The organism is Anabaena sp. CS-542/02, assembly GCF_028331085.1.
Lineage (GTDB): Bacteria > Cyanobacteriota > Cyanobacteriia > Cyanobacteriales > Nostocaceae > Anabaenopsis > Anabaenopsis arnoldii.
On sequence record NZ_JAQMTM010000013.1, the window covers coordinates 1 to 13,184 of the forward strand.

The window sequence follows — 13,184 nt, forward strand, 5'->3', positions numbered from 1 at the left end:
CGGGGACGGGGTGAAGGTAGGTGCTGGGGTGGGTGTGGGCGCTGATGGTTTACCTTGATTGACAGATGATTGTACATCCTCGGCGACGATGCGACCGTAGGGACCGCTACCTTTCAGGGTGGTCAAATCAACCTTAAGTTCTTTAGCCAATTTACGGGCGCGGGGTGAAACTACCACTCTTCCTTCGCGGTGGTTAGAGCCATTTTGAGTAGCTAGGGCAGAAGATATACCAATAGGGGCTGTAGTCGCAACTGGTTCTGGTGTGGGGGTAGCGGTAACTGAGCCTGAGTTAGCCAAGGTTTTGGCGGTGGCGATTTCGGCTTCTGTTTCTGCTATGTAGGCGATCGCAGATCCTACTGGTGCACTTTCACCGGCTGGTACGATGATGTGGGCTAGGTATCCTTCATAGAATGTTTCCACATCCATATCTGCCTTATCTGACTCCACCACCACCACGGTTTCCCCTTTTTCCACCTTATCCCCTGGCGATTTCACCCAGGAAACGATTTTACCTTCAGTCATGGTGGAACTCAGGGCTGGCATGAATACTTCGTGAATGCTCATATGGTGGTATCAGAATCGATGGTTTATGGACTTTAGCAGCTTTTGCCAGATTAAATTGTATCTCGGCTGGCTGAGTTTTCCCGTGGAAATTTTTTCTTTTCCCTGGTAAGACATGGGTTTGGTGCTTTTCTGATTTTGGCATTAATTTACTAATTAACCCAGGAACCTGATGATCAGATTAGAGTCTATGGTATGTAACAACTATAAATTTTTGCCCATGTTTCAATCATCAGCCCAAGTCTTCTATACGTGAATACTTTGATGATGAATGTTATAATTTAACATCATCACTCACTCTGACCTCTTCAATGTAAGTGGTTAAGTTCAATTTCTTGTTTACTTTTATGTTGTTTAACAAGTGGAATGTTGTTTTAGTTTTGTTAGTAAATATCTTGGCTACTGCTTGCGCCGGGATAGATATCACCCAGGAACCAGAATCGCCAACATTGGGAGACAATAGACCCGTTATACAACAGGAAGTTGCCAATGTGCAACATACTGAGGATGTCCCATTATATCCAGGGCGTTATCAATATCAAAGCATACCACTAGAAAATGTGAATGCCATTCTTCAAGGTAGTGATCCTGTGAGTTTAGCCTTAAATGTTTTAGAGGATAAATCATTAGCTGGAGGTAAGCAGGAAGTAGCAGTCTTTTATCCCCAACCCAGACAAGCCTTAGTGGAAATCACGCACATAGATTCAAATAATTATACCATTAAGGCGATTAATTATCGAGTGGAAATGACCACTTTTGGGCGATCGCTGTTAAACAGCTCTCCCCCGATTTGGCAAGTTGTCTGGGCTGGGTCAAAAATAGAATGCACCCATGAAAGTACCGATAAACAAAAGTTAGCTCAAAGTTGTGAATTTTGACCGGGGACTGTCAACCCCACCTAACATAAGATAAGTGGGGAATTAGCAGCACGACTGTTAAATGTCGCCGCGAATCTCTTGGACAACGCCATCGCGCAGCAGGATTTCTACCTGCATTTTACGAATTAAGTTATCACCCTGTTCAACACGGAAAAAGCCTTCCATTTGGAATTGATTCACTTCTTGCTCCAACTCCAGAAATTGTAATTGCTGGAGGTTTTGTAGCAGTTGATTTTTCTGCTCTAGGAGTTCAGTTTTCTTTTGATTGACTTGGCTGTGGATATTATCGATTTGTTGAAGGGTTTGGGGACTAGGGGGCTGTATAGCCTGTTTTTGAATGGACACAATGGCTCGTTGTCCTTCTAGATCAATCTGTTGCAGTTGCTGGTCACTTTGATTAATCTGTTGCTGTAGTTGCTGTTGCACTTCCTCCTTCCATAGGGGGGTAACAATGGCTTTGACATTGACAACGCGCTTGAGTAACAAATTGGGGTTGGAGACATCCATAAAACTTTCACGTTCACTCTATAAGTTAGCAGACAGAATAATCATCGGGTATACATCCGGTCAATGATATCCTGATACCTTTCCGTGACTATGTGTCTGCGGATTTTCAGGGTTTGTGTCATCAAGCCATTTTCCAGAGAAAAAGGTTCGACAATCAACCTGAAGGGGCCAATGCGGTCATCAGGACGATAACCAGGACGGTTTTGTACTTCCCGATTCAATTCTTGCCGAAACAAGTCCTGGATTATTTTACTCTCCAGATCAATAGATGTCCTCATCTGTTCCAGATTTTGAGTTTGTGCCCATTTTTCTAGGGCTTCGGTATTGGGGACAATTAAAGCGCCGATGCTGCGCTGGTCTTGTCCCACCAGCATAATTTGATCAATGTAGGGCGATCGCAAGCAAGCATCTTCAATTGGTTGCGGTTCGATATTTTCCCCATTGGTCAAAACAATCGTATCTTTAGCCCTCCCGGTTAGCACTAAATCATTATCTCGTGTCACCCAACCCAAGTCACCGCTATTAAACCATCCCTGACCATCAATAACTTTGGCTGTGGCTTCGGGGTTTTGGTAATACCCCTGCATAACTTGAGGACCTTTCAAGAGTACCAAACCTTTCTTTCCAGGGGGTAACAAGTCTTTGCTTTCCGGGTCAACAATTTTGACTTCTGTACCAGCGATGGGCTGTCCAGATGAACCGCGGACATTATGCCAAGGACGGCGGGCGTTAGTCACAGGAGAGGTTTCTGTTAAACCGTAACCCTGCAAAATCTCCACCCCAATAATTTCAAAAAAGTTATCTATATGCTTGGGTAGCGCCCCACCGCCGCTAATTACTTGCTTGATGCGTCCCCCTGTGGCTTGGCGGACTTTGGCATAAACTAGGCGTTCTCCGAGGGTATGAAGGGGCAACAAAGCCAATGCTAGTATCTTAGAGGTGATTTTCTCTAAGGTTGAGGCATGAAGATGATTTAAACTCAGTCCTTGGGCAATGCGTTTTTTTTCGATATAGGTTTCACTGGCTGCTAGTAAAAACTTAATCAGGCGTTGCTTTTTGGCTGGTTGTTCCCGGAACTGTTTTTGCACTCCCTCATAAATCGATTCCCACAGACGGGGGACTGCAATCATGTAATGAGGTTTAAATTGCTTTAAGTCCTGTTTGACAAAACGCAAGTTAGTATAAATTTGTGTACAACCTTGAGATAGTAAGAAATACTCCCCACTGCGCTCGTAACTGTGCCAAGAGGGGAGGATACTCAAGGCGATGTCTCCCGGCTGTGGTTGTACTATTGTACCCAGGGTTTTGACTTGGTGTAACAAGTTGCTATGAGAAAGCATCACACCTTTGGGTTTACCGGTAGTCCCGGAGGTATAAATCAAAGTCGCTAGGGTATCTCCTGTGACCTGAACTGGTGTCAGGGGATGGTTAGCACCAATTTCTAATACCTGGGAGAAGTTCAACACCTTGGGGGTGTCTTCTGGTGGTGTTTCCTCTGAGATTAAAATTATCAGTTGAATGGGTAGGTCATTCAGTCCTTCCCCCAGTTTATTGAGTGTGTCTAAGTCCTGCACTACTAGGGCGGTGCTACCACTGTTGGCAATAATAAATAGTAGTTCTGAGCGTTCGGCTTGGGAACTACGGACTGCATTTACTGCGCCGGCGGTCATTATCCCTTGATCCGCAATAAACCACCGGGGACTATTATCGGCTATTAAGGAAATGCGATCGCCTACTTTGACTCCTAATTTTTGTAACCCCGCTGCAAATTTTTGAATTTGCTCCCCTAACTGGCTATAGGTAATTACTACTTCTGGTGTACTGTGGGGATTGTGCAGAGCCACAATATCACTAAATTGTTTGGCTGCTAATGACCAAACTTCTGGTAGTGAAACCACATGACTGTAATCGACTAAACGCTGTAATTCTTGGCTTTCTCGCTTCGTAATCTTTGATAAATAAGCTGGTGTATCTGTGCTGTTATTCACAATTCATATCCTCTATTGTTTTAGTAAACGGTTGATTTATTGATTGTTCTGACATGAGCCTATATTACTAAATAGCTCTACTCTTCAGTGATTGGCTGTAATGCATAGCCTACTGTCTGAGGTATTTCAGCATTTCAACGGTTGTATTGATAAAAATCTATGTTACAGTAAATATATATAAGCTAAAGACAATGGATACACTGGATCATCTATTGCTTTAGTTATCTTGACTGCCAAAAGCCCAAAAACCTATTTTTTTGATGGGGGTGAGTACCCATAAATTTCATGGATGTTTTATTGCTAACTCTCCTCAATGCTGCTGCTTGTTTAGTATTACCTAAATTAGCATCGAAAATTCTAGGCAAAAAAGATACTCAAACACTAGCCAAAGGGTCAACATCATCTCAAGCCAGAATTGAAATCACTAGTTTCCCTTACTGTACCAGTTACGTGTTAACGGGTAAAGAATTATGCAAGTTTAGACCTCAATTCTGCGCCAAGTGTTCCCAATACTGATCTCCCAGACCAATCTCTGCATAAATCTTGCTCATTTTTTCACATGAAGATGTTGGTAGATAGCGATCGCGTAAGTGCTATCGAGGATCTGTGGAGGGGGGGTAAGATCCCCGACTTCTTAGATAATTAAAGATAATCTCATATGATTTGTCCAGAAGTCGGGTATCTGTGGAGAGTGAGTAAGCTCCCCGACTTCTTAGAGGATGTTTGTCAAGTCATGATTAGTGTATTAAATATTGTTTGACCCCACCCTCATCTTTCCCTTTATAAGGGAAAGGGGACTGGATTTGATTGTTTCGGTTCCCCATTCCCCATTCCCCATTCCCCATTCCCTAAAATAACTCGAAGATTATGTATTTGATTATGTTGACCCGATGCGATACCAGGCAATGATCATTATTCAACCTAAACCTAATCATAAAATTCGTAACTACCACCGTTCAATTTGCAAAGATTGATATCATATTTTTCCACTACATCACCATCAGCAAATTTGGCTTGAAAGTCATAGATACAAGTTGTGCGCTCATCATTGATATTAATTTCGATGGTTTTTCCAGATCGTAAAATATCATCCCCTAATATATCGTCTTCCCAATTCTTCACCCCAGAAGGAGAAGCGTAAAATTCTGTCATATTTGCCCTTGTTTTATTTTCCAACAGAATAGTAATGTCTTCAGCTAACACTTTTGATGTGTTCCCTATTACACTGGGAATAACCAAACCGGCTATAGTTAAACCCATGACAAACGGTCTTAGTTGCATAGCTATTTATAGCCTCTTTAAGAGTCAAAAGCATACTTCCTAAGTATATTTAAAATCATAACTACTTGTCAAACAATACCTTTGCCAATTTTCTTTCCACAGCAATGTGGAAAAAGGTGAGTAAGCTCCCCGACTTCTGAATTACTGAGGATTTTGTCTTCGCCATTTTTCCCTGACTAAGCGAATTTCATCAAAAGTATAGTTTTCTCCTAATTGTTGTTTAATGGGGGTGAGAGAAACATCACCCAAAATCTCTAAAACTTGCCAAATTTTTTGTTGATGTTCTAGGGGTACTAACTGATTTAAATCTACAGGCTGATTTTTAGCCATTAACTGAGAAAGGTGGGTAAAAATTGTCGAGGGGCTAAGATTGCGTTGGCGAGCAATTTCCCCTACACTCAAACCTTGTTGGTGTAGTCTTAATGTGGTTAACTCGGTATCATTAGGTAAGTTCTTAAGAGCTAGAGTACCTGAAGAATCATGTTTTGTGGTTGATATACCTTGTTCTCGACGGTAGGCGGTGATTTCTGCGAGGAATTTTTCACCATACTGGGCGAGTTTGTGACTACCTACCCCAGAAAGTTTACCAAATTCTGTTAAGGATTGGGGTTGTACCTGGGCCATTAACCTGAGGGTAGAATCTTGAAAGACAACGTAGGGCGCTACAGACTGTTCATCAGCTAGTTGCTTGCGCAGCGATCGCAAGAGTTGTAATAATATTTCTGTTTGGGCTGTTTTGTCACCCTCTGAGACGGGAGAGATTTTTTGCGCCACAGGAACAGCAATCAAAACTTGGCGCTGTCGCTTCATCACCTCCCAACTCAAAGCATTCAGCTTTAAAACCGAGTAACCATCGTTGGTTTGTTGTAACAACCCTTGATGTAACAGAGAACGCCCTAAAATGCGCCATTCATCTACAGTTTTATCTTTCCCAATCCCGTAGGTAGAGAGTTTGTCGTGTTGATTTTGGGTAATTTTTTTACTTTTACTTCCCCGCAACACATCAATAATGTGTAGCATTCCAAATCTTTCTTGACAACGGGCCACACAAGATAAAAACTTCATGGCTTCAATTGTCCAGTCTTGTACAGGTTTGGGATAACGACAGTTATCACAGTTACCGCAATTACCGGGAAAACGTTCGCCAAAATAACCTAGTTGAATTGTACGCCGACAGTCTGTACCTTCAGCATAGTCAATTACCTGGCGTAGCTGTTGTTTGGCAATTAATTGTTCTTGAGGGTCAGTTTTTTGCTCAATACTCCACTCAATGGTTTTAAGATCACCAAAACTAAAGAACATGGTACAACGTGAGGGTTCACCATCTCTACCCGCTCGCCCAGATTCTTGATAATAACTTTCTAAATTACGTGGTAAATCAGAGTGAATGACTAACCGCACATCAGGTTTATTAATTCCCATCCCAAAGGCGATAGTAGCAACAATGACACGCACATCATCGCGAATAAATCGAGTTTGATTCTTACTGCGTTCCTCATCATTTAAACCAGCATGATAGGGTAAAGCGGTAATTTGATCATGTTGCAGTTTAAATGTGAGTTCATCAACTTTTTTCCGGGTCAGACAATAAATAATCACTGAACCGTCAGTTTCCCGAATCATTTCTAAGATTTCGGCGTATACAGTTTTAGATTTAGGCCGAACTTCGTAATAAAGATTTTGCCGGTTAAAGCTAGCTAAGTGAATACTAGGTTGCTTTAACCCTAATTGTTTAATTATATCACTACGGACGCGGTCTGTGGCTGTAGCGGTGAGGGCGATGGTGGGAACATCTGGATAGCGGTGACGTAGGGATTTTAACTGGCGATATTCTGGGCGAAAGTCGTGTCCCCATTCGGATACACAATGGGCTTCGTCAATGGCGAAGGTAGAAATACCAATTTGGTGATGTACTAAGTCTAAAAATGGTAGAAATCTTGGGCTTAATAAACGTTCTGGGGCTACATAGAGTAGTTTAACTTTGCCGTTACGGATGGCTTCCTCACGCGATCGCACTTTGTAGGGATTAAGGCTACTATTGAGAAATGTAGCAGAAATATTATTATTTCTCAGTGATTCTACTTGGTCTTGCATGAGAGCGATTAACGGTGAAACCACTACCGTTAAGCCTTTTTTTATCAAGGCTGGTAACTGAAAGCACAATGATTTACCCCCACCTGTGGGCATTACTACCAATAAATCCCGATTTTGCAGCGCATCTTCAATAATTTGTCGTTGTCCGGGGCGAAAATTATCGTAACCAAAGTGGTATTTTAACGCCTGTTCGAGGTGGGGGTACTGAAGCATAACGATGGATTTACGTGCTAAGACTTGAAAATTTTAACTTAAATCCCCGGTAAGCAAAAAGTGAGAGAAGTGAAGCCTTAGCTTCACCTCTGTGGGTTTTAGCTAAATTCTGCCGATGTTATGCAGTCCTAAAATTATACCTACTCCCAAAAGATGACCAAAGGCTGTAGTTGCTAGTACCGCAGGTAAACCAAAACCGCCAAATAAATTGGCTGCGGGGAGAGATGGCCCAACGCTGGGGTACTTGATGGTAAGTTTACCCAAGGCAACGGCGATAATGTTGGCTACAATCATAATACCTGCAACGGTGGGACTCCATTCTAGGGGTGTAGTTACAGCAGCGATGATAGTGGAAGGTAACACCGGATTAGCTCCTAAAATTCTAATGGCTAGAAATATAATTGAAATATTTCCCTGGGAATTTCAACAAAAAAACGGCTTTTGCATCAATACTTAACAGTTATTCTTAATCCTTAATCTTAGAGGTTGTTTGATAAGTTTTCAACAGGTAATTTTTATTTTAGGGAACAGGGAACAGGGAACAGGGAACAGGGAACACACAAAAAACAATAAAATCCAGTCCCCTCCCCTGACAAGGACAAGACTTGGTGGACAAGGTGGACAAGGTGGACAAGGTGACGAGGGAGAAAAACAGTACAAAGTCTGTATTCTTAGTAAGAAAAATAGCCACTTAAAAGACCATTGTCCGTATAAAATCTTCCCTGTCCACTTTCCTTCCTTGTCTTCGGTGGTCTTGCCTTCACAGATCATATTAAAAACCTACCCTTGTAAGGAAGGGGGTGGGGTCAAAGAATATTCGATACACTAATCATGACTTGACAAACATCATCTTAGATATGTGCAAATCTTCATATTACCTCTGGGGTTATTGACAAGAGTTTGTATTAATGATGGAATAGTTATTGGGAGCTATTGCAAAATATATTCATTAAAATGGGAATATTCAAGTTGTGGTTGCCAAGGCGATCGCACAAAAATGTCACAGGGGAATTAGGGAGGGGCGATCGCCTATTAGTAGTAACTGTATTGCTACTACTAGGACTGGTGCTAGTCACCGGAATTTCTCTGTCATTGGGTGCGGTAGCCATGACCCCCAATCAACTGTGGCTAGCATTAATACGCCGGGGTGATGAACTCTATCAAACAATTCTCTGGGATCTGCGCCTACCGCGCACCCTAGCCGCCCTGCTGGTGGGTGCTGCTCTGGGAATGTCCGGGTCATTACTCCAGGGAATGCTGAAAAATGGCCTGGCGAGTCCGTTCTTACTGGGAATTTCTGCGGGTGCTGGTTTAGCTGCGGTAGCTATGCTCAGTTTAGGGATATTGCAGACCTGGATCCCTTTAGGGGCTTGGATGGGGGGCTTATTAACAACTATTCTTGTTTATTTCCTAGCTTACCGTCGTGATGGAATTTCCGTAGAAAGATTGATTTTAGGGGGAGTTGCTGTCAGTTCCTTGTTTGGTGCAATTCAGTCTGTGTTGTTACTCATAGCCGAAGATGGTCAAATACAAGCGGCGTTAAATTGGTTAATTGGTAGTTTGAATGGGCGCGGTTGGAGTGAGGTAACTATTTCCGGTTCCTATATTAGCGTCGCCCTCTTAGCGGGATGCTTACTAGCGCGTGCGGTTAACTTGTTGAACCTGGGTGACGAGTTAGCCACAGGACTAGGTGTTTCTGTATGGCGATCGCGGATTTTAATTGGTGCTACCGCCACACTCTTAGCAGCGGGAGCGGTAAGTATAGGGGGTTTAATTGGTTTCGTGGGTTTAATTGTTCCCCACGGAATCCGCCTGATCGTAGGTACAGATTACCGTGCTGTTTTACCACTAAGCGCAATAGGTGGGGCTTTAGTTCTCAGCTTTGCAGACTTACTGTCTCGGTTAGGTGCTGTAGAAATTCCCGTGGGAGCAGTCACAGCTTTGCTGGGTTCTCCCTTATTTATCTATCTCCTGTATCGGCGCAATGTGTAATTAAAACTTTCAAGTTGTCAGAGGTGTCATAACAGTGAAACAACATCCCTTGCTGTTCAGCATAATTATGCTGAATCTGTTTGTCATGCCCACAGTATTAGCAGAATCTGATAATACTAGCATTTCTGGTGAAACAAAAACTCATTTACTGACTCAAGAACCTATTTTGACTCCCTCGGATGCTCAACCCGAGGAAGAAGAAACCTGTCCCCCTGATTTTGATCCCAAAGACCCAGAATTTGAAGATTGCGTTGAGGAAACTCAAAGCGGTGATTCCGAGATAGAAATTACCGTCACCGGAACCCGCACACCCAGAGCAGTTGTAGATTCACCGGGAACAATTAGCATCATTGATGAGCAAAAAATCCAAAGGGATTTTATCGAGGATATCAAAGATTTAGTCCGCTACGAGCCGGGAATATCTGTACGTAATCGCCCGGTGCGTACTGGTCCTGCGGGGAGTGGTAATTCCAGTATTAATATTCGGGGAATTGAGGGGAACCGAGTTTTAATTCAGGTTGATGGGGTGAGAGTTCCCGATATTTATGCTAATACTGGGCGTGATTTAGTAGATTTTGACTCAATTCAAAGGGTGGAAATTATTCGCGGTCCTGCTTCTACCCTATATGGTAGCGATGCTTTAGGGGGTGTAGTCTCTTTCATTACGAAAGACCCAGAAGATTATCTGAGTGTTTTTGGTCGTCCACTTTATGTGGGTGGTAAAACCAGCTATGACAGCACCGACTCTAGTTTTGCGCCCTCGGTGACATTAGCAGGTAAGGAAGAAAACCTATCGGGTTTATTGCAATATAGCCGTAGGAATGGTAGCGAAGCTCAAAACTACGACGGATTAGCTCCTAATCCCCAAAATGTTGATAGTCAGAACCTGTTCAGTAAGGTAGTTCTGCAAGCTAACGATCATAATATTTTCCGGTTGACAGGAGAATGGTTTGAAAGTAGGCTGAATACCCAAGTCAAGACTGCTGAGGGATTTAGCAGTTTTACTCGTACTACCACTGTCAGTCAAGTAGCTGAGGATTTCACCAGTCGGGGACGCATCAGTTTAAGTCATGAGTATACTAATCCTGACTTAGGCTCATTTTTGCAGTCAGTGCGATCGCAGATGTATTACCAAACTGCTGAAACCACAGAAGATGTAGAAACCCGTACTGTTAACAGTGCTAATCAGAATTTGCGCCGCATCTTAGAAACTGGTTTTAACCAAGATATAATTGGTGGTGATGTTCAATTTACCAGCAAATTTTTGACAGGGGATGTTAGTCATCGCCTAGTTTACGGTTTTGATTTGTTCAACACTTCCACTAGTCGCCCTAGAGATTCAACATTATTTAATGAAACACTGGGAACGAGTACGAAAACTGTTAGCAGCGAACTTTTCCCTAATAAGACTTTTCCTGATACTGACACCTTGAGAGGTGGGATTTACATTCAAAATGAAATCGAATTTGCTGATGGTCGGATCACCTTAATTCCAGGGGTGCGTTACGACTATTATCAACTCAGCCCTCAGACTGAGGATGTTGCTTTTAGTAATATTAATACGCAAAATTACGAAGTCAAGGGCTTTTCAGCTTCCGCAATCTCACCAAAATTAGGTCTAATTGCCAAAATCACCCCAGAAATATCATTATATGGGCAATATGCCCGTGGTTTTAGAAGTCCACCTTACGATAATGCAAACATTGCGTTTACTAACCTTGCTTTTGGTTATACTATTTTACCAAATGCTGATTTAAAACCGGAAACAGTTGATAGTTATGAACTCGGTATTAGGGCTAATTATCCTCAAAGTAGCTTTGGTTTGACTGGTTTCTATAATCGCTACAATAACTTTATTGATGCTAATGTCGAACTTAGTGATCCTCTTGTGATTAGTGGTAGACCTGTGCGTCAATTCCAAGCCCAAAATATTAAAGGGGCGAAAATTTCCGGTTTAGAAGCTAGGGGAGAATATCGCTTTACAAGGTCTCCGGGTGGTTTAAGTGTGTTCGGAACCTTAGCTTATGCTGTGGGGGATAACTTAGAAACAGACCAACCCCTAGATTCCATAGATCCATTGAAGGGGATTATAGGATTGCGTTATCGTTCACCCGAAGAGATTTGGGGCGCAGAACTAACTACCACCTTAGTCGCGGCTCAAGATAGGGTAAGTAATGAAGACTTTTTTAAACCCGAAGGTTACACTACTGTAGATGTGCGCGGTTTCTACCAGTTCAACCCCAATACCATTCTTAATCTGGGAATTTTCAACTTATTGAACCAAAGATATATAGAATGGTCTGATGTGCGGGGTGTAAATAGCGATGACCGTCTATTAGATTTATATACCCGACCCGGAATTAACTTTGCTGCGACTTTGAGCGTACGTTTTTAGAATTAAAGGAGTAATTGGGGGTAATTACTCCCATCTTTGCACTCTTGGGTAAACCAATCAACATCATGGATCAAAAAAAATTCTTACTAACTTGGGCTATTCTGTTGAGTATATTACTAACAGCTTGTAATCAGCCCATCCCCCCACAACCACCAACAACACCTGTAAATGTAACCCAAACACCCCAAAAATCAGCACAAAGAATCGTCGCCCTCACGTCTTTAACTGCTGATATTATTTATCAACTGGACTCTACAAAACTAGTGGGGATTACAGGTGGTAGTTTACTGAATAAAGACTCCCGGTTTCAGAGTTTACAAAGAGTAGCTCAGGGTCAAACTCCTGCGGACTTAGAGAAAATCGTCGCTCTCAAACCAGATTTAGTCATCGGTGCTCAAGGTTTTTCTGACCAGACGCTCCAACAGCTGGAAAATCTGGGAATTAAGACTTTCTCTACTAGAGTTAATAGCTGGGAATCCCTCAAAGAACTAACTAAAACTCTAGCTGGTTTTGTGGGTGCTGACCCGACTCCGTTATTAAACCGTTACGAGGGGTTTTTACCCAAAGGGAAAAACAACAGTAATTCTACTCTAGTGCTGGTCAGTCGTCAGCCAATTTTAACACCTAATAAAAATAGTTGGGCGGGAGATTTATTACGCCAGTTTGGTGTTAACAATTTAGCCGCAGACCTACAAGGGACAAGCCCTATAGGTGGTTATATTACTCTGTCAGCTGAGAAAATTTTAGCAGCTAATCCCGAAGTGATAATTTTAATTAGTCCTCCCCAAGGAGGGTCAGAAACCGCTCTTTTAGATGCTTTTAAACAGGAAAGCTTTTGGCAAAAATTATCAGCTGCTAAAAATAATCAGGTCTATGTGTTTGACTATTATGGATTGGTGAATGCAGGTAGTATAGATGCTATCGAAAAAGCCACTCAGCAACTGGCGCAAGTTTTAGCAGATTGACCTCTTACCGTTGGGGCGATCGCTGACCAAAAAACGAGACCTGAGCCAGTGGCTTCAGACATGGGGATAAGTCGATAGCGACTTTAGTCGCATTGAAGCGATTGATTGGCTTTAGCCACAGTGGTATAATAGTCAAAGGGAGTAAGAATAACCATCTACGTGATGATTCATCCTAGTGCGGAGAAATCCCGGCAACGGACATATCCAACTTGATTTGGAATAGTTAAAGGGCAAATAATGGCAGGATGTTGAGCGTACCTAACTGGCATTGTGATGGACTCACCAAAGCAAAAAAAAATAAAAGTAAGCG

12 protein-coding genes are annotated in these 13,184 nt (G+C 42.5%); 5 read left to right on the plus strand and 7 right to left on the minus strand.

Translation table 11 applies throughout. From position 1 onward, the window contains the following. Positions 1 to 564, minus strand: a 564-nt coding sequence (locus tag PN447_RS00890) for a biotin/lipoyl-containing protein (RefSeq protein ID WP_271760081.1), incomplete at its 3' end; no start/stop codon positions are given. Positions 565 to 908: 344 nt separating this feature from the next. Between PN447_RS00890 and PN447_RS00895 the strand changes: the two genes are divergently transcribed. Then, the gene (locus tag PN447_RS00895; protein WP_271760082.1) at positions 909 to 1,439 is read left to right on the plus strand and encodes a hypothetical protein; all 531 of its coding nucleotides are present in this window, start codon (positions 909 to 911) and stop codon (positions 1,437 to 1,439) included. A 57-nt stretch (positions 1,440 to 1,496) separates the two neighbouring features. Here PN447_RS00895 and PN447_RS00900 read toward each other — a convergent pair whose 3' ends face one another. Then, on the minus strand, positions 1,497 to 1,946 hold the full coding sequence (locus PN447_RS00900) for a YlqD family protein (protein ID WP_271760083.1): 450 nt from the start codon (positions 1,944 to 1,946) through the stop codon (positions 1,497 to 1,499). 41 nt (positions 1,947 to 1,987) lie between these two features. Then, positions 1,988 to 3,934 carry an AMP-dependent synthetase/ligase gene (locus tag PN447_RS00905; RefSeq protein ID WP_271760084.1) on the minus strand — a complete coding sequence of 649 codons (1,947 nt, stop codon included), beginning with the start codon at positions 3,932 to 3,934 and terminating at the stop codon, positions 1,988 to 1,990. A 285-nt stretch (positions 3,935 to 4,219) separates the two neighbouring features. Between PN447_RS00905 and PN447_RS00910 the strand changes: the two genes are divergently transcribed. After that, positions 4,220 to 4,450, plus strand: coding sequence for a hypothetical protein (locus tag PN447_RS00910; protein WP_271760085.1), 231 nt, complete (start codon positions 4,220 to 4,222; stop codon positions 4,448 to 4,450). Positions 4,451 to 4,861: 411 nt separating this feature from the next. Here the strand turns inward: PN447_RS00910 and PN447_RS00915 are convergent, their stop codons facing one another. The 3 genes from PN447_RS00915 to psaK all read right to left on the minus strand — a co-directional run bounded on the left by PN447_RS00915 (position 4,862) and on the right by psaK (position 7,885). Further along, positions 4,862 to 5,215, minus strand: a complete 354-nt coding sequence (locus PN447_RS00915) for a hypothetical protein (protein WP_271760086.1) — start codon at positions 5,213 to 5,215, stop codon at positions 4,862 to 4,864. A 141-nt stretch (positions 5,216 to 5,356) separates the two neighbouring features. Continuing rightward, positions 5,357 to 7,522: a DNA helicase RecQ gene (gene recQ / locus PN447_RS00920; protein ID WP_271760087.1), complete on the minus strand. Its 2,166-nt coding sequence runs from the start codon at positions 7,520 to 7,522 to the stop codon at positions 5,357 to 5,359. 102 nt (positions 7,523 to 7,624) lie between these two features. Next, on the minus strand, positions 7,625 to 7,885 hold the full coding sequence (gene psaK / locus PN447_RS00925; RefSeq protein ID WP_271760088.1) for a photosystem I reaction center subunit PsaK: 261 nt from the start codon (positions 7,883 to 7,885) through the stop codon (positions 7,625 to 7,627). A gap of 591 nt (positions 7,886 to 8,476) precedes the next feature. Here psaK and PN447_RS00930 point away from each other — a divergent pair. The 3 genes from PN447_RS00930 to PN447_RS00940 all read left to right on the plus strand — a co-directional run bounded on the left by PN447_RS00930 (position 8,477) and on the right by PN447_RS00940 (position 12,874). Then, entirely contained in the window at positions 8,477 to 9,514 is a 1,038-nt protein-coding gene (locus tag PN447_RS00930; protein WP_271760089.1) for a FecCD family ABC transporter permease, read from the plus strand. A 34-nt stretch (positions 9,515 to 9,548) separates the two neighbouring features. Further along, positions 9,549 to 11,909 (plus strand): TonB-dependent hemoglobin/transferrin/lactoferrin family receptor, encoded by a 2,361-nt coding sequence (locus tag PN447_RS00935; RefSeq protein WP_271760090.1) that lies wholly within the window; start codon positions 9,549 to 9,551, stop codon positions 11,907 to 11,909. Positions 11,910 to 11,974: 65 nt separating this feature from the next. Then, a complete protein-coding gene (locus PN447_RS00940) occupies positions 11,975 to 12,874 on the plus strand; it encodes an ABC transporter substrate-binding protein (protein ID WP_271760091.1) in 900 nt (299 codons plus the stop codon). A 4-nt stretch (positions 12,875 to 12,878) separates the two neighbouring features. Here the strand turns inward: PN447_RS00940 and PN447_RS00945 are convergent, their stop codons facing one another. After that, the gene (locus PN447_RS00945) at positions 12,879 to 13,010 is read right to left on the minus strand and encodes a hypothetical protein (protein ID WP_271760092.1); all 132 of its coding nucleotides are present in this window, start codon (positions 13,008 to 13,010) and stop codon (positions 12,879 to 12,881) included. Positions 13,011 to 13,184: the final 174 nt, after the last annotated feature.